Source organism: Rasiella rasia (assembly GCF_011044175.1).
GTDB classification, from domain to species: domain Bacteria; phylum Bacteroidota; class Bacteroidia; order Flavobacteriales; family Flavobacteriaceae; genus Marinirhabdus; species Marinirhabdus rasia.
In genome coordinates, this window is the sequence record NZ_CP049057.1 from 1374481 (window position 1) to 1397860 (window position 23380).

Genomic DNA, 23380 nt, shown 5'->3' on the forward strand with positions numbered 1-23380 from the left:
CGCGAAAATTAAGAAAATTTTATGAAACCATAGGACGAAACGTGCAAAACATGCTGTTAAATACAATTTAACAAATATTCATCGCAATCGCCGAAATACGTATCTTTGCACACCACAAATAAAGTATACAATAAAATTGACTATGGATTTGGAAAAATCGCTACTACATACTGATGCTTCAGCAGACGATCATTTAAGTGCTGCGCCACATACACCATTGCGTAATGACGCCTTTGAACTAAGCGATATCGAAAAGATTGCCCGCATTAAAAAGGACGTTCAAAACATCATGCAAACTTTAGGCTTAGACCTAACAGACGACAGCTTGCAGGGAACGCCTAACAGAGTTGCAAAAATGTTTGTACAAGAAATTTTTAGCGGTTTGCACCCAGACCGAAAACCTAAAGCTTCAACGTTCGACAATAAATACAAGTATGGAGAAATGCTTGTTGAAAAAAACATCACACTCTACTCTACCTGCGAACATCACTTGCTCCCAATTGTTGGCAAAGCACATATTGCCTATATCTCGAACGGAACAGTTGTTGGACTTTCTAAAATGAATCGTATTGTAGATTATTACGCAAAACGCCCACAAGTTCAGGAACGACTTACAATGCAGATTGTAAAAGAATTACAGCAAGCATTAAAAACAGAAGATGTTGCGTGCGTTATTGATGCGAAACATTTATGTGTAAATTCTAGAGGAATTCGCGACATAGATAGCAGTACGGTGACTAGCGAGTTCGGCGGAAAGTTTAAAAACCCCGATACGCGTCGCGATTTTTTAGATTACATCAACTTAAATACCAGCTTTGAAGGTGTCTAGTTACCATAAAATTAGCATCAACAAATCTTGAAACCAACTGAAAAGCCACTCAAAACATATCATGAGCCTTTATAAAAATCAACAAATTCAACTCTATAATTCCTTAACTAAACAAAAGGAAGATTTTGTCCCAATTCATGAAGGCGCCATAGGCATGTACGTATGTGGCCCCACAGTGTATAGTAATGTACATATGGGTAATTGCCGTACGTTTTTGTCATTCGATTTAATTTTCAGATATCTGAAACATCTTGGGTACAAAGTTCGCTACGTTAGAAACATTACCGATGCTGGACATTTAGAAAATGATGGCGAAAGTGGTGACGACCCAATTCTTAAAAAGGCAAGAATTGAACAACTTGAACCCATGGAAGTGGTTCAGAAATACACCTTAGATTTTCATGAAACTATGGCAAAATTTAATGCGCTACCTCCAAGCATTGAACCAACCGCCACAGGACATATTATAGAACAAATTGAAATTGTAGAAAAGTTACTTGCCGAAGGATATGCCTACGAAAAAAATGGTTCTGTATATTTTGATGTTGTAAAATTTAATGAAGATCATGCCTACGGAAAGTTAAGTGGAAGACTACTTGAAGATATGATCACCAATACGCGAGAGCTTGCCGCTCAGAGCGAAAAGAAAAATCCGCAAGATTTTGCGCTTTGGAAAAAAGCAGAGCCACAACATATTATGCGTTGGCCTTCACCTTGGAGTGATGGTTTTCCGGGTTGGCATCTAGAATGTACTGCGATGAGCACAAAATATCTTGGCGAAACCTTTGACATTCATGGAGGTGGCATGGATTTAAAATTTCCGCACCATGAGTGTGAAATTGCACAAGCAGAAGCAAGTAACCATAAAAGTCCTGTAAATTATTGGTTGCATACTAACATGCTAACTCTAAACGGGAAGAAAATGTCTAAATCTACAGGAAACAATATTTTGCCTGGCGAGTTATTCTCTGGCGAAAATAATGCGCTTGGAAGAACATTTTCACCTTCAGTAGCAAAATTCTTTATGTTTCAGGCACATTACCGAAGCATTCTAGACTTTTCTAACGACGCGCTAGAAGCTTCAGAGAAGGGTTTTAATAGGTTGTTAGACGCGTATCATGGTATTGCTGAAATCAGCACATCTTCAAGCAGTACGATGAACGTTCAAGCCTGGAAACAGAGCTGTTATGACGCCATGAATGACGATTTCAACAGCCCGATTTTAATTGCTCAACTATTTGAAGCCGCTAAGTTTATTAATGCGCTAAAAGATGGTAATGCCACTATAACTGCTTCAGATTTACAACTATTAAACGAGACGCTCACTGTGTTTATATTTGATGTGCTCGGACTAGAAGACACGAAATCGAAAGGAGATGGCAGTGTTGACAAGTTAGATGGCGCTATTGCGTTACTTATTCAATTGCGAAATCAGGCACGCGAAAATAAAGACTTTGCTACAAGTGATACCATACGAGATCAATTACAGGAAGTAGGAATTCAGTTGAAAGATGGCAAAGATGGAACTACGTATTCTTTGAGCTAAATTTCAACTAAAAAAATTATGAAACACCTCTAAATTTCTATTTAAAGGAGTTGAGATGAAAAAAATACTCACATATCCCTTTATCTTTTTAGTGCGTGTTTACCAGCGTGCTATTTCGCCACTATTTCCCTCTACCTGTCGCTATCAGCCAACATGTTCTCAATATACTGTAGAAGCACTGCAAAAACACGGGTTGTTTAAAGGAGGATGGCTTGCTGTAAAACGTATTGGGAGTTGTCATCCCTGGGGAGGTTCGGGCTATGATCCTGTTCCGGATGGGGATGACAACTCGCCAACGCGCTAGCTCGCCTGTTCGTTAAAAATGTACACCGTACATTTTCTTAACACTCCAGCGCCCTGGGGAGGTTCGGGCTATGATCCTGTTCCGGATGGGGATGACAACTCGCCAACGCGCTAGCTCGCCTGTTCGTTAAAAATGTACACCGTACATTTTCTTAACACTCCAGCGCCCTGGGGAGGTTCGGGCTATGATCCTGTTCCGGATGGGGATGACAACTCGCCAACGCGCTAGCTCGCCTGTTCGTTAAAAATGTACACCGTACATTTTCTTAACACTCCAACGCCCTGGGGAGGTTCGGGCTATGATCCTGTTCCGGATGGGGATGACAACTCGCCAACGCGCTAGCTCGCCTGTTCGTCCTTCTTCCTAATAAAAATAGCAACATACCATTCTTATTGAGAACGCAATTTTCCTATCTTTACATTTCACAAAACAGCCCTATGCTACACTTTTTAAGTACCACATGGAACCCCAGCGAAGGTATTGACCTTGGTTTTTTTATGATTCGATTTTATAGTCTCTCTTACGTTGTTGCCTTTGTTATTGGGTGGTTTATTATGAAGCGATTCTATAAGAATGATAACATTTCTATGGAAAAGCTAGATAGTCTTTTTATCTATATGGTGTTAGCAATCTTAATTGGCGCGCGTCTGGGACATGTCTTTTTCTATGAAACCGAATTGCTTTGGGAAGATCCGCTATCTGTGGTTTTACCTTTTAAAACAGTTCCCGAATTTGAGTTTACAGGTTTTCGAGGTCTCGCAAGTCACGGAGCGGCGATTGGTATTGTAATTGCATTACTCTTATATAACAAGCGTGTACTTAAGAAACCCGCCCTTTGGATTTTTGACCGAGTAGTAATAACAGTAGCTATTGGCGGAGCTTTTGTGCGCTTCGGAAATTTTATGAATTCTGAAATCGTTGGGAAAGCATCAGGTGGTCATCCATTTGGTATAAAGATGTTGCGACATGACATTTTTCCGCAGCAAGCCGTGAAAGCTACAGGTATAAAAGATGTAAATAAGGCATATGACGCTATTGCAAATAATGCGCAGTTTTCAGAACTATTGGCTACTGTTCCATTACGTCATCCAGCCCAGTTATACGAAGCATTGGGCTACATCATTACCTTTTTAGTTTGCTGGTTTATTTACTGGAAAACACCTCTTAAAAAGCATGTAGGCTATATTTTTGGCTGGTTCTTAATTTTACTATTTATGACACGCTTTGTTGTAGAGTTTTTTAAAGAGGTACAAGTAGATGGTCGCGAAACTTGGCTCTTAAATACTGGGCAACTTTTAAGCATCCCATTTATTTTGGCAGGTTTCTATTTTCTGCTTCGTTCAAAAAAAACTGAATACACAGCATGATAAAATTATTAATTCCCGCATGCCTATTGTTTTCCCTTTTCACGTTTGAGGGATGTAAAGAAGCACCTAAAGAAAGTAAGGTTCTTACCAAAAAAGTTACGTTTACCAAAGAAGCTACAGGAGTTTTAAAGAAGGCAACAACCGATAGCGTGCTTGCTAACTTAGAGTTAGAAATAGCTGAAGGCGACTACGAAACACAAACAGGACTGATGTACAGGCAAAGCATGCTTGACACCCGTGGAATGCTCTTTATTTTCCCTAATGAAATACGTCGTTCTTTTTATATGAAGAACACAGAATTTGGCTTAGATATTATATACCTAAATGCAACTAACGAAGTAGTAAGTATTCAGAAAAATGCCCAACCATTAGACCAAACATCGCTTCCGTCTGACGCACCTGCTATGTACGTATTAGAAGTGAATGCTGGACTCACTACAAAATGGGGTCTGGAAGCCGGTGATATTCTAAATTGGCAACGTGATTAAAAAGGTGGAGAAATAGTAACTTCGGGAGCTTCAGTCACTATTTAGTAACACGCCAGTTTAGAAAACACATAACCCTATAAACAGTTAATAAAAATAGAAAGCCCGCTCCTTTTAAGAGCGGGCTTTTATTATCTAATATTTCCGAAGAAAAACTTAGGCGACTACCTCTTCTTCCTCTTCTTTCTTATCGGTTAAATCGATTCCTCTTTTTCTTACAGTATCATAGAATACTGGCGTTGCAATAAACAACGATGAATAAGTACCTACTACTACCCCGACAATTAATGCAAAGATTAATCCGCGAATAGATTCTGCTCCTATAAAGAAGATACATAACAATACAATCAAGGTTGTCATAGACGTGTTTAACGTACGGCTTAACGTACTGTTTAAGGCACTGTTAATGATACGATTCATTTTCCAACCCGGATGCTCGTTAAAGAATTCTCGAATACGGTCAAATACAACCACGGTATCATTCAGCGAGTATCCAATTACGGTTAAGATTGCCGCAATAAAACTTTGGTCAATCTCCATGTTAAATGGCATTACCTTGTATGTTAGCGAGAAGATACCGAGTACGAGTAATACATCATGGAATACCGCTGCTACGGCACCTAAACTAAACTGCCATCTTCTAAAACGTAGTAAGATATATAAGAATACCACCACAAGAGAACCTAAAACTGCCCAAAATGATGACGTTTTGATATCATCAGATATAGTAGGATTCACCTTATTGTATCCCATAAGTCCTGCGACTTTGGTTTCGGTGTCATTTCCATTAATCTTAAAATCTTCTAACGTTAAATCTGAAGGGAAATCAGATTTCAAAGTAGAAAATAGCATTTGTTCAATTTCTGTATCGACTTCTTCTCCACTTTCGTCTACTTTATATTTTGTTGAAATTTTTAACTGGTTGTCAGACCCGTATGTTTTAGCTTCAACACTTGTAAACACAGGAAGTAATTTCACTTCAATTTCTGGAGCACTTACATCCTTATCGAAACGAACCGTATATGTACGTCCACCCACAAAGTCAATACCCTGGTTAAGACCTACTGTAAATAAAGACCCGATACTAATTGCAAGTAGTATTCCAGATATTACGTATGCAATTTTACGCTTTCTAAGGAAATCGATATTTACATTCTTAAATAAGTTCTTCGTAATTGGTGTAGAACAAGTTAATGACTTACCATTTTTAGTATATCCATCAATGAATAATCTCGTAATGAAAATTGCGGTGAACAGTGACGTTAAAATACCAATTAGTAATGTAGTTGCGAAACCTTGAATTGGCCCAGTACCAAATACTAATAAAATTAGACCTGTAAGACCTGTTGTAATGTTTGCATCTAAAATTGAAGATAATGCATTGCTAAAACCATCTTTAATAGCATCGCGCTGCGCCTTACCTTTTGAGAGCTCTTCTCGTATTCGCTCAAAGATAAGTACGTTCGCATCGACCGAAATACCAATGGTTAATACAATACCAGCAATACCAGGAAGTGTTAATACCGCTCCAATACCTGCTAATATCCCGAAGATGAACAAAATGTTTACTGCCAAAGCGATATCGGCAAAAATACCCGCTTTTCCGTAGTAAAAAATCATCCATATAAGTACAAATAATAAAGCAATGGCAAATGATAAAATACCACTATCAATTGCTTCTTGACCTAGTGTTGGCCCAACAACAGCAGCATCGATAATATCTGCAGAAGCAGGTAATTTACCTGCACGTAATACATTTGCTAAATCTTGTCCTTCAGCAATGGTAAAGTCTCCCGTAATTTCACTTCTACCTCCAGCAATTGGTCCAGAAGATACTCCAGGCGCAGAGTATACAATGTCATCTAACATGATTGCAATCTGACTTCCTTCTTGTGAAGCTTTTCCTGTCATTTCTTCCCAGATTTTAGCTCCTGTACCATTCATTTGCATGGTTACGGCTACACGACCCACTTGGTCGTATCCTTGAGCAGCATCTGTTACAACACCCCCACTTAATGGCGGTACATTTTCTCTGTTTCCAACTAAGGCATACAAATCTGCATACTCAACAGTTTTTGTTTCGTTGTCTACAGTTACCTCTCTGTCTGTAGGTAATCCCCATACAAACTTCACATAACGCAATTCAGTTGGAAGTAACTGACGTATTTGAGGGTTATCTAGGTATTCTTTTATAGTCTCTTGATCTTTTGTTTGTACCGAAGCAATGATAGGTGATCCTGGTGTTCCAAAAGAAATTTTAGATAATAATGGGTTATTTACTGCAGGGTCTGTAGAGGCTTCTTCACCATCATCTTCTCCCAACAAATCCTGAAGGTCATCATCTGTAGCTTCTTCAGTAACTTCTTCAGTTACCGCAGTACTGTCTTGCGCTACTTCTGTTTCTGATACCTCAGACTCTACTACTTCCGCTTCTGGAGAAAGCATTGTTTTCAGTTTAGCATCTGCTTCAAACAAGAAACTTTGGAATGTTTCTGCTTTGTAAGCTTCCCAAAACTCTAATTGAGCCGTACTCTGTAAAAGGTCTTTTGTACGCTCTATATCTTTAGCTCCTGGCAATTCTACCAAGATACGTCCAGAATTCCCTAGACGTTGTAGGTTTGGTTGTGTTACCCCAAACTTATCGATACGCTTACGAAGTACTTCAAATGCTGAAGCAATAGACTCATCTATTTTTCTTGAAATTACCGGACGAACTTCGTCGTTGGTCATAGAAGCATTGATTTCGTCTTCTAAGTTCTTGTTAAAGAAAATATTTGGAGAAGCTAACTTGTTGTCACCCGGAATGGCTTCAAAAGCTTCGTAAAAAGATTCAAGGTACGTATCTTGAGTTTGCTTCTGAAGTTCATCTGCATTAGACAATGCCTGATTAAACGCCGGATCTTTGGTGTTATTTGCCAAACCTTTCAAGATATCTTTTACAGATACTTGTAGGATCACGTTAATACCACCCTTTAAGTCAAGACCTTTATTCAGCTCTTTTTCTTTTGCTGTCTTATAGTCTATCCCCAACATTTGAGGCAAATTGGTTACAGAATCTAAATATTTAGTTTCTGCTAAAGCTCGTTGAGCTGGTTCTGTTTCAGGATACTTCGCTTGCGCGTATTCCTTGGCGTCATCTTCTACTCCATTGGCAATGTAGGTGTACGATAATTGGTACAAACTTACAATTCCGAAGAGAATAGCAAAGACGGTAATAAGTCCTTTATTTTGCATGTTGTTTTGTTTACAGTGTCTTTTACATCCCAAATTTTTGGGAGGGCAAATATAAAATTTACCACATTATTCAACACTAAATTATTGATATTAAATATGTTTTTCTGAAAGTCCTACGCTCTCGCATAAGGATATGATAAAAGATCAATGCCAATAGCTAGCTCTGTTTCTTTTTAAATTGAATGTTAGGAAGTAATCTATTTTCCTTTACGATAAAGGGCCAGCCCGCACTTCTGGGAAATTAAAAGTAGAATAATCTATATGAAGACTACAATCTAGTTGCACTTCATATGCAATTTTTTCAAAGGAATTGCAAAGGCGAATGATTTCTTCGGAAATACCCGCATATACAAAGGGGTCTACATACCGATCATTTCCTCCTTTGATTTCTATAACAAACCCATCAAAATCGAAGCCACCTTCTTGTCCATAATCTATGGCATCGATGTTAAGTTGATAATTATTTGAAGGGTTGTTAGCAGGAACATCTGTTGGAGCTTGGTCTGTATTTGAAGTAAAACCAATTTTTAGTAAGGTGTCATCAGAAAAAATACTTCGTACAGCCGCAACGTCCATTGCACTGTAATAGGTTATTTTTAAGTTTCCTTGTTGAGACTTGGTAATCTGAATGTTTGTACCGCCAATAGATTGCAATTGCTTTTTTACAGCTGCAACAGCCTTTTGCGTTTCTTGCGCGGTTACTCCTTCGTTGTTAAATTGAACAACTATTTCCTGATTAGGTACAACCGTATTGTCTAGACCGATTCCTAAGAAAGCCAAGGCAATTACTATAATTGGTATGTACCATTTTTGGTTCATGCGCCAAATATAAAAAAATAAAGACTGTATCACTACAGTCTTTATAGATATTATTGGTTAGAAATCATTAATCTAACGGTTGCACATCGAAAGAAATAAGCTCCATTTTTGGCAAATACCCTAAAGCAATCTTCGCTGCCAATTCTTGCGCTTCTTCTACTGTAAAATCTCCAGTTATTTCAGACCTTCCCCCCTCTATTGGTCCAAAGACAACTCCAGGAGCAGAATACACCAATCCATTAATGACCATTGCAATTTGGAATTGCTTTTTATACGCTTGCTCTGTTAGTACAGCCCATTGGTTAGCGACGTTAGGATACATTTGTATAGCGATTGCCGCACGCCCAATCTGATCTGTTGTTTGGCGAGCGTTTTCAACCATATTTCCTCCCATAGCTGGGTTCCCATTGGCGTCTGTTTTCACCAAATACAAAGGCACCAAACCATCTGCATCCATAATTCCCCAGAGCCAGCGCTGCTTATTAACAGGCACATTAGCAGACATCTTTGGGAGGTAGTTGTCTAGAAACCGCCGTATCATGATGGTATCGGCGGCATGTGTATAGCCAATAGTAGGCATTCCAGAATGCTGACTAAACTCAAAATTTTCTCTAAACTGCTGTACTATCGAATCGTTTAATTGCAAGACCTTTTTAAAATTCTCAGACACTTCTACATTCGAAATAACTTCATAAAATTCGAGTTTTGTTGTGGCTGTCATATTATTTCTAACAACCTCAGCAACGCCAGAAGTTTGTAATTCAACCTTGATTTCGTTGTTTGTAATTTGTGCGACTTCAGCCAAGACACCAAACTTTTTAAAGCGTTCTTGTAATGCTTGAATGGCTTCTGTAGTTTGTTTTGGGTTTTCAACTTTCAAAATCGCCACCACTTGCTTATCTGGTTTGTCCAAAAAATTTCCGCAGGAAGAAGTGGAAACAACCACTGCTAGAAGAATGATGTATTTTAAAAGGCGCATGCTTGGGTTTATTTAGTGTGTTTCAAATGTAACAAATCGGCAGCATTAAAAAACCTCTCAGAATATAGAAAACTGAGAGGTTCATGTTTATGCTAAAAAGAGTTCTATAACTCTAACAATCCGTTTGTTTTGCTTACACCTTCTGCGCTTTCTTGCATATGTGCTTTTTCAGCATCGTTTAACGATATGTCTACAATTTTTTCAATTCCGTTTCGCCCTAAAACTACGGGTACTCCTATACATAAGTCGTTAAGACCATACTCTCCCTCTAATAAGGTTGAACAAGGATATATTTTCTTTTGGTCACAAGCAATAGCCTGTACCAATCCGCTAACAGCCGCTCCTGGAGCGTACCAAGCAGAGGTTCCTAAAAGTCCGGTTAATGTAGCACCACCAACTTTGGTATCTTCCTTTACTTGATTTAATCGTTCGTCACTAATAAACTCTGTAACTGGAACGCTATTTCTGGTTGCCAAACGCGTTAATGGCACCATACCTTTATCACTATGACCGCCAATAACCATACCATCTACATCACTAATTGGAGCTCCTAGTGCTTCTGCTAATCGGTATTTAAATCGAGCACTGTCTAAGGCCCCACCCATACCAATAATTCGGTTTTTTGGGAGATTGGTTGTTTTATGCACCAAATATGTCATGGTATCCATTGGATTGCTCACTACAATTATAATGGTATCTGGAGAATGTTTAATAAGATCTGAAGAAACAGATTTTACAATTCCAGCATTAATCCCGATTAACTCTTCACGAGTCATTCCTGGTTTTCTTGGAATACCCGACGTAATAACGCAGATATCGCTGTTTGCTGTTTTGCTATAATCGCTTGTAGAACCAGTAATTTTTGTATCAAATCCGTTTAACGAAGCCGTTTGCATCAGGTCCATCGCTTTTCCTTCAGCATATCCTTCTTTAATGTCTAACAATACTACTTCGCTTGCAAAATTTTTAATAGCAATGTACTCGGCACAACTTGCACCTACCGCACCTGCTCCTACAACAGTTACTTTCATTTTTTTGGTTTTTGTTATGGTTGCCATTGCAACCTTGATTATTATGTGTTCCTATTTTCTTCGGAAATCTGACGCAAAAATACAATTCTAGACATATATATTATACTAAGAGCCAGTTAAAATAAAAGCCCCGACGTTGTCGGGGCTTTTGGTAGCTTTTTGTTAGGCATCGATATTGGCGTACACCGCATTTTTCTCGATAAATTCACGTCTTGGTGGTACTTCATCACCCATAAGCATAGAGAATATTCTATCGGCTTCTGTACCATTGTCAATTGTTACTTGTCGTAAAGTTCTAAAATCGGGGTTCATTGTTGTGTCCCACAATTGTTCTGCGTTCATTTCACCCAGACCTTTGTAACGCTGAATTCCTGCGCTCCCGCCAAATTTATCATTTAGCGCATCACGCTCTGCATCGTTCCATGCGTATTCCTTCTTCTGTCCTTTCTTGACCAAATAAAGCGGCGGAGTTGCAATATATACATGTCCGGCTTCAACAAGTTCTTTCATATACCTAAAGAAGAAGGTTAATATTAAGGTAGCAATATGACTACCATCAACATCGGCATCACACATTATCACAATTTTATGATAGCGTAACTTATCTAAATTTAGTGCTTTACTATCTTCTTCGGTACCAATAGTTACCCCAAGTGCCGTAAAGATATTTCTAATCTCTTCGTTCTCAAACACCTTATGGCTCATTGCCTTCTCTACGTTCAAGATTTTACCACGTAATGGAAGAATGGCCTGAAACATACGATCGCGACCTTGCTTTGCCGTTCCACCTGCCGAATCTCCCTCGACTAAAAACACTTCACATTTCTCTGGGTCTTGCTCTGAGCAATCTGAAAGTTTTCCTGGCAACCCACCACCGCTCATTACGGTTTTACGCTGCACCATTTCACGTGCTTTACGTGCTGCGTGTCTTGCTGTTGCCGCTAAAATTACTTTCTGAACAATAGTTTTAGCGTCGTTCGGATTTTCTTCGAGATAATTTTCTAACATTTCAGAAACCGACTGACTAACGGCCGATGTTACCTCACGGTTTCCTAGTTTAGTTTTAGTTTGTCCTTCAAATTGTGGCTCTTGAACTTTTACTGAAACAATAGCTGTTAAGCCTTCGCGGAAATCGTCTCCCGCAATATCAAATTTCAATTTATCTAACATTCCAGAGGCATCTGCGTACTTCTTTAAGGTGGTTGTTAAACCACGTCTAAAACCACTTAAATGTGTTCCTCCTTCGTGTGTGTTTATATTATTTACATAACTGTGAAGGTTTTCGCTATACGACGTATTGTATATCATTGCCACCTCAACAGGCACTCCATTTTTCTCACCTTCCATCGCAATTACATCTGCAATAAGAGGTTCTCTATTACCGTCTAAGAAACGAATAAACTCACGCAATCCTTCTGTACTGTGAAACTTATCAAATATAAACTCCCCTTTTTCGTCGGTTTCACGTTTATCGGTAAGCGTAATGGTAATTCCTTTATTCAGAAAAGCTAATTCTCGCAAGCGACTTGCAAGTGTATCATAATTATATTCTAAGGTTTGCTTGAATATTTCAGGATCTGGCTTGAACGTAACAATGGTTCCACGATAGTCTGTTTCGCCTATAGGCTTCACAGGATACAACGTTTTACCTTTTTCGTACTCTTGCTCCCAAATCTTACCATCTCTGTGCACAGTGGCTCTTAAATGAGCAGAGAGTGCATTTACACAACTCACACCTACCCCGTGAAGACCACCAGACACTTTATAAGAATCTTTATCAAATTTACCTCCAGCACCAATTTTAGTCATTACTACCTCTAAAGCAGAAACTCCTTCCTTTTTATGAATATCTACAGGAATACCACGACCGTTATCTTTAGTAGTTATACTGTTATCTTCGTTAATGATAACATCTATACTATCACAATGCCCAGCCAAGGCCTCATCTATCGAATTATCTACGACCTCGTATACCAAATGATGTAATCCTCTCGTACCTACATCACCAATATACATTGAAGGACGCATACGTACATGCTCCATCCCTTCTAACGCCTGAATATTATCCGCGCCGTAGTTACTTTTATTTTGTTCTTCGCTCATATAAAATGGGTTGTTTTAGGCTATTTTTTCTAAGTTGAACAAATATAACGAAACCACCTCTAGAATCGGCGGTTTTGGCGTTTTTAAAGCATGAAGTTATTAACAAAACGTTGTGAAAAAAATCACACTGTATCTAGACTTTAAAACTGGTGTTGTTATTTCCTATTCCCGCAGTTATTCTGATCAAAAATAATCGCAAAAGAAGGTCGTGTTAGGTTTTTGAAAAGCTACCGACAAAAGCACCAATACTTTTGCTTTTTATTAACGTAAGAATCTATTCAATACCAGTACATTTAACCATAATTTTAAAACCGATAAACATGACAAAGAATTTCCTCACAACCGCTCTTATTGCATTAGCACTTTTATTTACTGCAAACGCAGACGCGCAAAAATTTTCTGACTTAGATAAAAGTCCGATGGACATGGCTGCTTATCCTTCCAACCACCGAGAAAGTAATAAACTTATAAAAATTGCTTACAGTCGCCCTCAACTAAAGGAGCGTCCGGTAAGCAAACTTGCTCCTACAGGAAAAGTATGGCGAACAGGTGCCAATGAAGCTGCAGAAATGACCTTGTATGTGCCTATGAAAGTTGGAGACAAAGTGGTACCTGCTGGTACGTACTCTTTCTTTACAATTCCGGGAGATAAGACTTGGACTGTAATTTTAAGTTCAGACGTAAATGTATGGGGTGCATACAGCTATAACGAAGCTAATGATGTGGCGCGAGCAACAGGAAAAGTAACTACTTCAGACGAAAAGTTAGAAGCATTTAGCATTGCTTTTGAAGAAGGAAACGGGGGTGTAACCATGCACTTAGGCTGGGGCAACCAACGTGTTGCAGTACCTTTTATGTTGGTAAAGAAGTAGCGTTATAATTCTCTATTAGGAGAATAAACAATATTAAAAAAAGCCTTGCAGAATTAGTTTTGCAAGGCTTTTTTAGTAGGTCGTTTGGAATTATAAAAACTACGGAATGTTTAAATATTTATGTGTTTGTAATGAAACTATCCACTTAGGGTTTGCCATAACATAATCTACAATGGCGGGCATCATTTTATCTCGTTTGCTCCATTCCGGCTGTAAATACAACTTACAGCTTTTAGAGACTTTTGCCGCTTGTTCTTCTGCAAAGCGGAAATCGTCATTGTTGTAAATTATCATTTTTAATTCATCTGCAGCTGCATAAACACCAGGTGTTGGCAGTTTCATTTTTTTAGGTGAAAGGCATACCCAATCCCATGTACCGCTTAATTCATAAGCCCCTGAAGTTTCAATATGAGTATCCATCCCTTTCGCTTTGAGCAGCGTAGTTAATGGCCCCATATCCCACGTAAGAGGTTCCCCTCCAGTTATAACTATGGTTTTAGAATAGTTGGATGCATTTTCGACAATAGAAGTAATTTCTGTTGGAGGATGAATATTAGGATTCCAACTTTCCTTCACATCACACCAATGACAACCCACATCGCAGCCCCCAACCCTAATAAAGTAGGCAGCTGCTCCTTTGTGATATCCTTCTCCTTGAATGGTATAAAACTCTTCCATTAGCGGAAGCATGGTACCATTATCAACTAGTTTCTGTACGTCACTTTTCATGTGCTGCAAATTTACAGTTTTTAGTCGGCACTAACAGCGGCAGTATGCAGTAAGTTTTTAGGAATACTAGTATTGATATTTATATGTTTAAAATAATAAAAACAGCCAGTAAATAATTGCACTACAAACTGCCGCGATTGGTAAGGTTAGCAGCCAGGATAACAAGATGTTCCGCACCACTTTAAGATCGGCTTTTTTAGTTACGGTTCCAATACCAAATATAGAACCCACTGAAACATGCGTTGTTGAAACAGGCATACCATGAATACTTGCGGTAGTTACCAAAAGACCTGTGACTAAATTAGCGGTAAATCCCTGACCACTGTTCATGGGTGTAATTTTTTTACTCATTAGTTCACCTACCTTTTTTGCATTTAACAATCCGCCAACAGCCATTGCAATTGCAACGGCTATCATACCCCATTCTACATCTAATGCATTTATAACGATAAGCAAACCCACAATTTTTGGCGTATCATTTAACCCTCTTGCAAAGCTCACGATTCCAGCACTAAGAAAATGAGCTCCATCTAGGAGCTTTTGAGAATTGATACCATGAAAATTTCCTTTGTAGGTTTCAATACAATCCTTTTCATTCATAACATGAACCGTTTGTTTTGCATCGGTGCCAATTTCAATAAATTCATTTTTAGTTGCAGTAGCCACTACAGGTACTTTTTCTGAACCTACACAAATGCAGGTTTGTTTGGTGACTCCCATGGCCTTTCTAACTTTCTTAAACAGGAGATAAACAAGCAGACTAACGACAGCAGCCATTAATGGGCTTACAATTAATGGCATTAAGAAGGTACCTCCTAGTTTTGCAAAATTAAAAGAAGTCCCTACAGCAACTACCCCACTACCAAACAATGCTCCGACCAGACTATGAGTAGTAGAAATAGGCATTCCAATTTTTGTTGCAATAAAAACCGTAATTGCAGCTCCTAATGCTATAGAAATAGCAAACTCTGGAGCCTGAATTAAGTTATCAGGCACTAGCCCTTTGCCTGAAAAGTTTTTAACCAAGGTACCTGCCAAAAAAATGGCTGCAATCGACCCTGCAAAGGTAGTAACTGTGGCCCATGCTATCGCTTTCTTATAATTTGTTGTGCCGCTACCAAATAAGGTGGCAACTCCTTTAAAATTATCGTTGGCACCGTTCGTATACGCCAAAAAACACGCTGCTAAAAAAAGTAGAATTAATATCATAGGTAGGATTCAAAAATAAATTGAGATGATGAACAGTCGCATATAGCAAGTAAATCTTTCTATAATTACGAAAAATATCGCTTCTAAGTTTTTAATCAGATTATAAACTGCTCTTAATAGCTACTACCTCAATTTCAATTTTTGCTCCGCGTGCCAATGCCTCTGCCGCAAAGGTGGTTCTTGCAGGTTTTTGTGGAAAATATGCACTGTACACTTCATTAAAAGCTGCAAAGTCTTCTATATCGTCTAAAATAACTGTTGCTTTTATAACATCTGTCATGTCTAAATTATGCTGAGCTAAGACGGCTTGTATATTTTCTAACGCCTGTGCTGTTTCAGTCTTTATACCCCCTGCTACCAGCGTACGGCTGCTGTGGTTCATCCCAATCTGCCCAGAGAGGTAATAGGTGTTTCCTACCTGCACAACATCGCTAAAAGGGGCGTTTAGTTTCTTAGGCTCGTGAGAACTATGAAAAACAGGCGCTTCAATCAAAGTATCATATTTGTTTTGTGTATTGGCAGTAGACTCAATTCTATTTTCTTCGGAAATTTCAGCACAACCAACTAGGATAAATAAAAGTAAAAAACGAATCCCTAATTTCATACATCTTAAATTTCAATTAAAATACGTAAAATTTCACAAGCTCTATCACATTGCGTATTTTTATCGAAAATTTCAACTTCATGGCAGATCAACAGGAATTTTACGATCATATTACCAAAGGATACACCACGAAAGGCGATGCTATTACCTTGGGAGCAGCAATGCTTGAAGGAGAAACTATTACCAATGCATTGGTGAAAGTTCCTTTAAAAACCTTGAATCGACATGGGCTAATTGCGGGTGCCACAGGTACGGGTAAAACTAAAACACTGCAAGTTTTGGCAGAAAACCTTTCAGAAAAAGGCATTCCTGTGCTTTTAATGGACATGAAAGGAGATTTAAGCGGAATTGCACAACCAAGTCCTGGTCATGCAAAGATTGACGAGCGCCATGAAAAAATTGGTATTCCATTTAATGCACAGAAATTTCCAGTAGAAATATTAACGCTTTCTAAGCAAAATGGTGTACGTCTACGAGCAACAGTTAGTGAGTTTGGTCCTGTACTTATCTCACGAATTTTAAATGTGTCTGAAACGCAAGCAGGTATCATTTCAATTTTGTTTAAATACTGTGATGATAATAAATTACCGCTACTCGATTTAAAAGATTTCAAAAAAATACTACAATATTCTACAGGCGATGGTAAGGCCGAAATTGCCGAAGAATACGGACGCATTTCACCTGCATCTTCTGGGGCAATACTTCGGAAAATTGTAGAACTAGAACAACAAGGAGGTGATTTGTTTTTTGGAGAAAAAAGCTTCGATACAGATGATTTACTGCGCGTAGATGAAAATGGGATGGGCTACATTAATATTGTACGCCTCACCGATATACAAGACAGACCAAAATTGTTTTCTACATTTATGCTCTGTATGTTGGCAGAAATCTACAGTACGTTTCCGGAACAAGGAGACAGTGGGCGTCCTGAATTAGTGATTTTTATAGACGAAGCACACCTAATTTTTAAGGAAGCCAGCGATGCACTGTTAGATCAAATAGAAAGTATTGTTAAACTTATACGTTCTAAAGGTGTAGGGCTGTACTTTGTAACACAAAATCCTACAGATGTACCTGACGCAGTTTTAAGCCAGTTAGGACTTAAAGTGCAACATGCGTTACGTGCTTTTACTGCAAAGGATAGAAAAGCAATTAAACTTACCGCAGAAAACTACCCATTGTCAGACTATTACAAGACCGATGAAGTTTTAACAAGTTTGGGTATTGGCGAGGCATTAGTAAGTGCCTTGAATGAAAAAGGAATTCCTACCCCTTTAGCTGCCACTATGCTACGAGCACCTATGAGTAGAATGGACGTGTTAGAAGACAGTGAATTGGAAGCCTTATTAAAGAGTTCGAAACTTGTTACGCAGTACAACGAAGAGATAGATCGAGAAAGCGCATACGAACTCTTAAATGAGAAAATTGAAGTTGCTAATAAGAAGGAAGCCAAAGAAAAAGCCGAGAAGGAAAAAGCCGCAGCAAGTCGTTCGTCATCTAGAAGTCGTGGCACCTCAACTCGAAGACGAAGCACAAGCAAAGGAGCGCTAGAAAAAGTCTTAACAAGCCCTACGATTATTAGAAGCGTATTGGGTATTTTGACAAAACTTATCAAGTAACTAAAGAATTGAAAATTTAATTAATAAAAACTAACTGCTTAGGCAGGCAAAAAAGATGAAAAAGACCTTATTAATTGCCGCAATTACCGTGGCCTTATTTGTACAATGTGAAGAAGAGAAGAATCCATTTGCGATCTCAGAGGGCGCTATTGGCCCTATTACGACTACAACCCAAATGAAGCAATTAGATTCTATTTTTGCGCAGGACAGTATCGTAAAATTAAATCCAATAAAAGGCGCAATAGACACCCAGGGCGAGGTAGAAATTTATGAAAAAGGCGGTGCAAAGCTGCTACTTATTTCACCATATGATGAGAGCGACCCAACTTCTAAAATCTCAAACATTCAGATTTTTGATAGCAGATATAGCACCCCTAGCGGACTCACAAAGGCGAGTACGTTTAAAGATGTGAAGGCAAACTACGAAATTGTTGCGATTGAAAATGCTATTAACTCTGTTGTTGTATTTTTAAAGGATACAGATTTGTATCTTACCATAGACAAAAAAGAACTACCAGAGGAAGTACGCTACAATTTTAACCAAAAAATAGAAGCGTCTCAAATACCCGATACCGCCAAATTTAAATACTTTATGATTGGCTGGGATGCTGGAGAGCCTATTGAAATTCAGGAAGGGGATATTTAGAATAGAACTTCCAAATCTGAAAAAAGGATATTTCAAGAAAAATAATGATTAACTTAGACCCTCTGCAAGGAGGGTTTTTTTTATCAAAAATTTACTGGTTATGCGAATTTTTCTTTTACTTCTAGTTGCCACTACCGTAATGAATGCGCAAGTACCCACTATGTACGTTGCCAACGCAGCACAGCCTTATGGGAAGCTGAACCCAGAAGCTCCACCAGAAACAGCCGATTATGCTCCCTTAATAGGAAAGTGTAACTGCACCTCTACAGCTAGAAAAGCAGATCAGTCATGGGGAGAACCTCAGCAAATGACCTGGACGTTTAAATATATAATGAATGGTAATGCTGTGCAGGATGAAACCCTAAAGGAGGATGGTAGTCATTCTGGAAGTATAAGACAATTTATAGCAGACAGCTCTAAATGGTATGTTCACTATTACTCAAATATAGGTCCTACTCCAGTACTTTCTGCGTGGGAAGGTGGAAAACGTGGCGACAGTATTGTATTATACAATGAACAAAAAGCACCCAATGGCACCGACGGATTTTTTCGAATTACCTTTAATAATATTTCTGAAAAAGGATTCAATTGGTTGGGTGAATGGGTGAACACGACAGAAACCTTTCTATATCCTACATGGAAAATAGTTTGTACTAAAACCGAAGACGATTAATATGAGTACTCTTAGACCATTTCATTTAGCAATCCCTGTAGATTCTTTAGAACCTAGTCGTACTTTTTACAGAGAGACGTTAGGCTGTGAAGAAGGGCGAAGTAGTGAACATTGGGTGGATTTTAATTTTTTTGGGCATCAGCTAGTGATTCATATAAAGGAAGTTTCCGAAGAAATTTCAGCAAATAACAATCCAGTAGATGGCAAGGAAGTGCCTATTCCACATTTTGGTGTGATACTTACTATGGAAGTTTTCGAAAGTTTCGCAGAACGCCTTAGAAACAAAGAAATTGAATTTATTATTGAGCCCTATATTAGGTTTAAAGGAAAAACAGGTGAGCAAGCAACCATGTTTTTTAAGGACCCTTCAGGTAACGCGTTAGAATTTAAAGCATTTAAAAATCTAGACCAACTATTCGCCCATTAGAAATATGACTTCAATTAACCCAAAAGTAATTAGACAAATATTCATTTTACTTCTCATCTTATTAATGGGAACGTTGATATTTAGAGAAATGCTACCGTATTTCTCTGGCGTGCTTGGTGCCATTACCATGTATGTGCTACTTAGAAAATGGATGGTAACATTAATTCGTAAAGGCTGGAAACCAGATTTGGCTGCAGCATTTTTGATGTTCTTGTCTTTTGTAGGGATTCTTTTACCTATAACAGGAATAGTACTTATGCTGGGTAATAAAATTGGAGATGCCGTTCAAAATTCTGAAAAAGTGGTAAATGCTTTCCAGACGCAAGCCGACAAATGGGAGAGCCAATTGGGCTATGATTTGGGCGCAGATATAGACACCAGCGCTTTAACAGGGTGGGTTTCTGAAAATTTACAAAATTTTGCTGGCAGCACCTTTAACATGGTTATTGCAATTGGGCTCATGTATTTTATGCTTTTCTACATGTTAACCAATAGACGCGAAATGCGAGAATCGCTTTTTGAATACATTCCTATTAGTTCCGAAAATCTAAAAATTATTGGCAAAGAGTCGCATGCCATGGTTCGCTCTAATGCCCTTGGTATCCCATTAGTTGCAATAGCTCAAGGAATAATAGCACTTATTGGTTTTATTATTTTTGGTATTGAAGACCCCTTCTTTTGGTTCGTAATAGTAACAATTGGCTCTATGATTCCTTTTGTTGGTACATTAGTGGGAATCTTACCTGTTTTTATACTCACGCTATCTTCAGGAAGTAGTTTTCAAGCATGGGGAATACTAATCTACGGATTTGTAGTAGTGGGCTCTACAGATAATATTATTCGGCTTTTTGTTTTAAAAAAGCTAGACAATGTTCACCCATTAGTGACTTTAATTGGAGTAATTGTTGGAGTGCCCCTCTTTGGGTTTATAGGTTTAATTTTTGGACCACTACTTATAAGTCTATTTATGATTGTAATGCGAATTTACAGGCGTGAATACGGAAAATCTCAACCTAATGATGATCCCGAAATGTGATCATTTCATTCTATTTTATAACATAATTTTAAAACATAAACAGCCGGATACCCTGTATCTTTACTGAAAATACCATGTATGTTTTTTACCAAGAAGAAAGAAGAAGACAAAAATAGTATCGAAAAAAAAATTGATACTGTTTATGCGGAAAATAAAGTTGCTGAAATAAACGAGGGGGATGTTGAGATTTTATTAGACAACGAAGAAAAGATTGAAAAAAAACTAGCAGGTGCCAATTCCTTGAGCAAGTATATGGAAATTGGTAAAATAATGTTCGGCATGGTAAAGGACATTAAATCTGGCAGCTACAAAAGTGTGCCTTGGTTTGTAATTGCCACCATCGTTATGGCATTACTTTATATTTTAAATCCAATGGATTTGGTGCCTGACTTTATCCCAGGAGTTGGTTATATAGATGACCTAGCTATCTTATCTATTGGTATGGGTTGGATTGAAACTGATATTCATAGCTATCTAGATTGGAAATTAGAACAAGCGCAAGAAGCTTAAATCTGCTCTAAAACTTTCTGTACTGCATTGCTATAACTTCTACTTATAGATATTGCCTTATTTTCAACGGTAACATATTCTGTTGTGTAGCTTTCTATTTTTGACACTGCTACCACAAACGATCGATGCACTCTTAAAAAATCACTTTCAGGTAATTTTTGAATGACATTTTTCATAGTCTCTCTAGTAATAAAAGTTGTGCTAGTAGTGTGCAGCTTTATGTAGTCACCAAAACTTTCGGCATACAGCAAGTCTTCGAAATTTATTTTAACCATTTTTCTATCACATCGAAAAAAGGTGAAGTCAAATTCAATCTTATTCTTAGAGACAGCATTTAGTTCTTTAAAACGTTCAACCGCGGTAATCATTCGTTCTAAAGAAATTGGTTTTAGCAAATAATCTAATGCAGCTAACTCAAATCCTTCAACTGCGTATTCTCTGTAGGCTGTGGTAAAAATTATTTGTGTTTTTTCTGAAATTGCCTTGGCAAACATAATACCCGTAATCTCAGGCATGTTAATATCTAGAAAAATAATATCTACGGAAAAATTACTGAGTGCAGAAAACCCTTCTGCTGCATTTTTACAACTCGCAACAATTGAAAACCCGCCAATTTTTGACAAATGACTTTCAATAATTTCCCGAGCAAGAGTTTCATCATCTATTATAAGAGCGTTATACATACGTTTCGGGCTTTTCGAGATTGACTTCTAAAATTACTTGGTATTTTTGGTCTTCTTTTGTACTAGAAAGAGAATAGTTTCCTGGGTATTGTTTGTCTAATCGTTCTCTAGTATTCGCCAACCCTAGACCATGGCCGTCTATATTGTTGGAAGTAATATTCAGGGAATTTTCAATTTTAAAAAATAGCGATTGCTTAGTTACTTTTAGATCGATGTTAATATAAAGGACATTTTCTACCCTACCTCCGTGCTTAAAAGCATTTTCTACAAACGCCATAAACAACATAGGCGGAACCATAATAGCACTATCTATTTCTTTTTTGAAGTGAATTACCAGCGAATCTTTAAACCGTACTCGTTCAAGACCAACATACGACTCTATATAGGTAACCTCATCATAAATTGAAACATGAGGCTTTTCTATTTGGTGTAAAACATAGTCTAGCAAATTTGATAATTTTAACACTAGCTCTGGCGTGTCTTTAGATTCTTTTAGAGCGGCGGCATAAATAGTGTTTAATGCATTAAATAAAAAATGAGGATGAATTTGCTGCTTTAAATAGTATAGTTCTTTTTGCTTGAGCTGTAAAGCGCCCTCCAATAATTTATTCTGAAGCTCCCTATTCTGATTACTAGTCTTATAATTGTACCGAAGCACATTCACAAAGCAAGCACTACCTACTACTAAATACACCAGAATGAACACGAAAACAAAATTTCGGATGAGTAAAGGAAGTTCTTCCATATTGAAATACGCCTTCATCATAAATCCGAAGAAAACCACCAATAGAATTAAAAAAAGCGAGCCAATTACTGTATATGCGCTATAAAGTGTAAACAATAGATATTTCCGAAGAAGTAGATATTTCGGTATAAGTTCGTTAGAAAATATGTAGGTCGCGGCGATGGTTACAGGCAAAAGGCTTGCAGAAAACCAAAAGACAAATGAATTGTTGGCATTATTATAGCTAAAAAAATAAACGTAAAACAACCATACAAAAACCCAAAAAAGGACATGAATTGGCGCGTATTTATATTTTTTTAGAAAAATATGTAGCATGTAACAAAGATGGTTAATTTCTTAGAAAAGGGTATCATTTTGCGATAGACAACGAAATTAACAGCTACTTCGACAAAAAAACGTGCGTTAAGTAAATTACCCATGTTAGTACGTTACTTATCTTTCATTATCTTGTGTTCGTCGCTTTGTGATTTTAGAACCAGTTTCAAACTATATCTTCGAGCCATATTAATCTTAAAACCTTACTCATGCCTATTCCATTAAATATTATTTCAGACGGAGGTGTAACTTTTATGGTTCCTCTAATTTTATTTGTTGTTATCATTTTTGCATTACTCGTTGTTGCATTATTAAAACCAACACTGCGCAGCAAATTCGAAAAATTAATCAATCACATAAGTTTATTTGCACTAGCGTGGGGCCTTTTAGGATCTACCATAGGGCTTATTACAGCCTTTGATGCTATTCAGGCTGTTGGTGATATCTCGAATGGAATGATGGCTGGCGGATTGAAAGTAGCATTAATTACAACGTTGTTTGGCTTGGCAGCCTTTTTACTAGGTCGTTTTGCACTAATTATTATCACGCTAAGCAAGAAAGAGTAACATATTAACAAGAAAGAGAAACCACACGCCCCTTGCATAATTTGCATGG

Annotated in this window: 23 protein-coding genes; 13 read left to right on the forward strand and 10 right to left on the reverse strand. The window is 37.9% G+C overall.

Going from position 1 to position 23380, the window contains the following annotated elements; translation table 11 throughout:
* Window positions 1-142: 142 nt before the first annotated feature.
* The 5 genes from folE to G5B37_RS06165 all read left to right on the forward strand — a co-directional run bounded on the left by folE (window position 143) and on the right by G5B37_RS06165 (window position 4534).
* Window positions 143-829 (forward strand): GTP cyclohydrolase I FolE, encoded by a 687-nt coding sequence (gene folE, locus G5B37_RS06145; RefSeq protein WP_164679179.1) that lies wholly within the window; start codon window positions 143-145, stop codon window positions 827-829.
* Between the two features lie 61 nt (window positions 830-890).
* Entirely contained in the window at window positions 891-2375 is a 1485-nt protein-coding gene (cysS, locus tag G5B37_RS06150; protein WP_164679180.1) for a cysteine--tRNA ligase, read from the forward strand.
* A gap of 55 nt (window positions 2376-2430) precedes the next feature.
* On the forward strand, window positions 2431-2679 hold the full coding sequence (gene yidD / locus G5B37_RS06155) for a membrane protein insertion efficiency factor YidD (protein WP_164679181.1): 249 nt from the start codon (window positions 2431-2433) through the stop codon (window positions 2677-2679).
* A 437-nt stretch (window positions 2680-3116) separates the two neighbouring features.
* Window positions 3117-4046 (forward strand): prolipoprotein diacylglyceryl transferase, encoded by a 930-nt coding sequence (gene lgt / locus G5B37_RS06160; RefSeq protein ID WP_164679182.1) that lies wholly within the window; start codon window positions 3117-3119, stop codon window positions 4044-4046.
* Window positions 4043-4534: a DUF192 domain-containing protein gene (locus G5B37_RS06165; RefSeq protein ID WP_164679183.1), complete on the forward strand. Its 492-nt coding sequence runs from the start codon at window positions 4043-4045 to the stop codon at window positions 4532-4534. The genes lgt and G5B37_RS06165 overlap by 4 nt, the downstream gene beginning before the upstream one ends.
* Window positions 4535-4687: 153 nt before the next feature.
* Here the strand turns inward: G5B37_RS06165 and secDF are convergent, their stop codons facing one another.
* The 5 genes from secDF to gyrB form a co-directional block, all read right to left on the reverse strand.
* Window positions 4688-7765, reverse strand: coding sequence for a protein translocase subunit SecDF (gene secDF, locus G5B37_RS06170; RefSeq protein WP_164679184.1), 3078 nt, complete (start codon window positions 7763-7765; stop codon window positions 4688-4690).
* Window positions 7766-7972: 207 nt separating this feature from the next.
* Window positions 7973-8584 carry a hypothetical protein gene (locus G5B37_RS06175; protein WP_164679185.1) on the reverse strand — a complete coding sequence of 204 codons (612 nt, stop codon included), beginning with the start codon at window positions 8582-8584 and terminating at the stop codon, window positions 7973-7975.
* A 67-nt stretch (window positions 8585-8651) separates the two neighbouring features.
* Entirely contained in the window at window positions 8652-9563 is a 912-nt protein-coding gene (locus G5B37_RS06180) for a SecDF P1 head subdomain-containing protein (RefSeq protein WP_164679186.1), read from the reverse strand.
* 104 nt (window positions 9564-9667) lie between these two features.
* Window positions 9668-10594, reverse strand: coding sequence for a malate dehydrogenase (gene mdh / locus G5B37_RS06185; protein WP_164679187.1), 927 nt, complete (start codon window positions 10592-10594; stop codon window positions 9668-9670).
* Window positions 10595-10756: 162 nt separating this feature from the next.
* Window positions 10757-12697: a DNA topoisomerase (ATP-hydrolyzing) subunit B gene (gene gyrB, locus G5B37_RS06190; RefSeq protein WP_164679188.1), complete on the reverse strand. Its 1941-nt coding sequence runs from the start codon at window positions 12695-12697 to the stop codon at window positions 10757-10759.
* A 320-nt stretch (window positions 12698-13017) separates the two neighbouring features.
* Between gyrB and G5B37_RS06195 the strand changes: the two genes are divergently transcribed.
* The gene (locus G5B37_RS06195; RefSeq protein ID WP_164679189.1) at window positions 13018-13569 is read left to right on the forward strand and encodes a DUF2911 domain-containing protein; all 552 of its coding nucleotides are present in this window, start codon (window positions 13018-13020) and stop codon (window positions 13567-13569) included.
* Window positions 13570-13668: 99 nt separating this feature from the next.
* Here G5B37_RS06195 and G5B37_RS06200 read toward each other — a convergent pair whose 3' ends face one another.
* From G5B37_RS06200 to G5B37_RS06210, 3 genes are all read right to left on the reverse strand, one after another.
* Window positions 13669-14298: a 7-carboxy-7-deazaguanine synthase QueE gene (locus G5B37_RS06200; RefSeq protein ID WP_164679190.1), complete on the reverse strand. Its 630-nt coding sequence runs from the start codon at window positions 14296-14298 to the stop codon at window positions 13669-13671.
* Window positions 14299-14385: 87 nt separating this feature from the next.
* The gene (locus G5B37_RS06205; protein ID WP_164679191.1) at window positions 14386-15507 is read right to left on the reverse strand and encodes an inorganic phosphate transporter; all 1122 of its coding nucleotides are present in this window, start codon (window positions 15505-15507) and stop codon (window positions 14386-14388) included.
* A 100-nt stretch (window positions 15508-15607) separates the two neighbouring features.
* Complete coding sequence (locus G5B37_RS06210) at window positions 15608-16111, reverse strand: RidA family protein (RefSeq protein ID WP_164679192.1); 504 nt, start codon at window positions 16109-16111, stop codon at window positions 15608-15610.
* Between the two features lie 80 nt (window positions 16112-16191).
* Here G5B37_RS06210 and G5B37_RS06215 point away from each other — a divergent pair, with 80 nt between their 5' ends.
* The 6 genes from G5B37_RS06215 (at window position 16192) to G5B37_RS06240 (ending at window position 21022) form a co-directional block, all read left to right on the forward strand.
* Window positions 16192-17730 carry a helicase HerA-like domain-containing protein gene (locus tag G5B37_RS06215; RefSeq protein WP_164679193.1) on the forward strand — a complete coding sequence of 513 codons (1539 nt, stop codon included), beginning with the start codon at window positions 16192-16194 and terminating at the stop codon, window positions 17728-17730.
* A 55-nt stretch (window positions 17731-17785) separates the two neighbouring features.
* On the forward strand, window positions 17786-18376 hold the full coding sequence (locus G5B37_RS06220; protein WP_164679194.1) for a hypothetical protein: 591 nt from the start codon (window positions 17786-17788) through the stop codon (window positions 18374-18376).
* A gap of 100 nt (window positions 18377-18476) precedes the next feature.
* Complete coding sequence (locus G5B37_RS06225; protein WP_164679195.1) at window positions 18477-19049, forward strand: hypothetical protein; 573 nt, start codon at window positions 18477-18479, stop codon at window positions 19047-19049.
* 1 nt (window position 19050) lies between these two features.
* Window positions 19051-19476, forward strand: coding sequence for a VOC family protein (locus tag G5B37_RS06230; RefSeq protein ID WP_164679196.1), 426 nt, complete (start codon window positions 19051-19053; stop codon window positions 19474-19476).
* A gap of 4 nt (window positions 19477-19480) precedes the next feature.
* Window positions 19481-20512 (forward strand): AI-2E family transporter, encoded by a 1032-nt coding sequence (locus G5B37_RS06235; RefSeq protein ID WP_164679197.1) that lies wholly within the window; start codon window positions 19481-19483, stop codon window positions 20510-20512.
* 78 nt (window positions 20513-20590) lie between these two features.
* Window positions 20591-21022 carry a YkvA family protein gene (locus G5B37_RS06240; protein ID WP_164679198.1) on the forward strand — a complete coding sequence of 144 codons (432 nt, stop codon included), beginning with the start codon at window positions 20591-20593 and terminating at the stop codon, window positions 21020-21022.
* Here G5B37_RS06240 and G5B37_RS06245 read toward each other — a convergent pair.
* The gene (locus G5B37_RS06245; RefSeq protein ID WP_164679199.1) at window positions 21019-21705 is read right to left on the reverse strand and encodes a LytR/AlgR family response regulator transcription factor; all 687 of its coding nucleotides are present in this window, start codon (window positions 21703-21705) and stop codon (window positions 21019-21021) included. The two genes, G5B37_RS06240 and G5B37_RS06245, sit on opposite strands and share 4 nt — an antisense overlap.
* Window positions 21698-22624 carry a sensor histidine kinase gene (locus tag G5B37_RS06250; RefSeq protein ID WP_263649855.1) on the reverse strand — a complete coding sequence of 309 codons (927 nt, stop codon included), beginning with the start codon at window positions 22622-22624 and terminating at the stop codon, window positions 21698-21700. The genes G5B37_RS06245 and G5B37_RS06250 overlap by 8 nt, the downstream gene beginning before the upstream one ends.
* A 350-nt stretch (window positions 22625-22974) precedes the next feature.
* On the opposite strand from G5B37_RS06250, the gene G5B37_RS06255 reads away from it, so the two are divergent.
* Window positions 22975-23331, forward strand: a complete 357-nt coding sequence (locus G5B37_RS06255; RefSeq protein WP_164679201.1) for a MotA/TolQ/ExbB proton channel family protein — start codon at window positions 22975-22977, stop codon at window positions 23329-23331.
* Window positions 23332-23380: the final 49 nt, after the last annotated feature.

What these genes read in the sequence shown, in the direction of transcription:
- G5B37_RS06240 (WP_164679198.1), top strand. Translation starts at nt 20,591, where the DNA reads ATGTTTTTTACCAAGAAGAAAGAAGAAGACAAAAATAGTATCGAAAAA.
- G5B37_RS06215 (WP_164679193.1), top strand. Translation starts at nt 16,192, where the DNA reads ATGGCAGATCAACAGGAATTTTACGATCATATTACCAAAGGATACACC.
- G5B37_RS06180 (WP_164679186.1), bottom strand. Translation starts at nt 9,563, where the DNA reads ATGCGCCTTTTAAAATACATCATTCTTCTAGCAGTGGTTGTTTCCACT.
- lgt (WP_164679182.1), top strand. Translation starts at nt 3,117, where the DNA reads ATGCTACACTTTTTAAGTACCACATGGAACCCCAGCGAAGGTATTGAC.
- G5B37_RS06210 (WP_164679192.1), bottom strand. Translation starts at nt 16,111, where the DNA reads ATGAAATTAGGGATTCGTTTTTTACTTTTATTTATCCTAGTTGGTTGT.
- yidD (WP_164679181.1), top strand. Translation starts at nt 2,431, where the DNA reads ATGAAAAAAATACTCACATATCCCTTTATCTTTTTAGTGCGTGTTTAC.
- G5B37_RS06235 (WP_164679197.1), top strand. Translation starts at nt 19,481, where the DNA reads ATGACTTCAATTAACCCAAAAGTAATTAGACAAATATTCATTTTACTT.
- G5B37_RS06245 (WP_164679199.1), bottom strand. Translation starts at nt 21,705, where the DNA reads ATGTATAACGCTCTTATAATAGATGATGAAACTCTTGCTCGGGAAATT.
- G5B37_RS06220 (WP_164679194.1), top strand. Translation starts at nt 17,786, where the DNA reads ATGAAAAAGACCTTATTAATTGCCGCAATTACCGTGGCCTTATTTGTA.
- G5B37_RS06175 (WP_164679185.1), bottom strand. Translation starts at nt 8,584, where the DNA reads ATGAACCAAAAATGGTACATACCAATTATAGTAATTGCCTTGGCTTTC.
- G5B37_RS06230 (WP_164679196.1), top strand. Translation starts at nt 19,051, where the DNA reads ATGAGTACTCTTAGACCATTTCATTTAGCAATCCCTGTAGATTCTTTA.
- mdh (WP_164679187.1), bottom strand. Translation starts at nt 10,594, where the DNA reads ATGAAAGTAACTGTTGTAGGAGCAGGTGCGGTAGGTGCAAGTTGTGCC.
- G5B37_RS06255 (WP_164679201.1), top strand. Translation starts at nt 22,975, where the DNA reads ATGCCTATTCCATTAAATATTATTTCAGACGGAGGTGTAACTTTTATG.
- G5B37_RS06205 (WP_164679191.1), bottom strand. Translation starts at nt 15,507, where the DNA reads ATGATATTAATTCTACTTTTTTTAGCAGCGTGTTTTTTGGCGTATACG.
- G5B37_RS06200 (WP_164679190.1), bottom strand. Translation starts at nt 14,298, where the DNA reads ATGAAAAGTGACGTACAGAAACTAGTTGATAATGGTACCATGCTTCCG.
- G5B37_RS06225 (WP_164679195.1), top strand. Translation starts at nt 18,477, where the DNA reads ATGCGAATTTTTCTTTTACTTCTAGTTGCCACTACCGTAATGAATGCG.
- G5B37_RS06195 (WP_164679189.1), top strand. Translation starts at nt 13,018, where the DNA reads ATGACAAAGAATTTCCTCACAACCGCTCTTATTGCATTAGCACTTTTA.
- G5B37_RS06165 (WP_164679183.1), top strand. Translation starts at nt 4,043, where the DNA reads ATGATAAAATTATTAATTCCCGCATGCCTATTGTTTTCCCTTTTCACG.
- folE (WP_164679179.1), top strand. Translation starts at nt 143, where the DNA reads ATGGATTTGGAAAAATCGCTACTACATACTGATGCTTCAGCAGACGAT.
- cysS (WP_164679180.1), top strand. Translation starts at nt 891, where the DNA reads ATGAGCCTTTATAAAAATCAACAAATTCAACTCTATAATTCCTTAACT.
- secDF (WP_164679184.1), bottom strand. Translation starts at nt 7,765, where the DNA reads ATGCAAAATAAAGGACTTATTACCGTCTTTGCTATTCTCTTCGGAATT.
- gyrB (WP_164679188.1), bottom strand. Translation starts at nt 12,697, where the DNA reads ATGAGCGAAGAACAAAATAAAAGTAACTACGGCGCGGATAATATTCAG.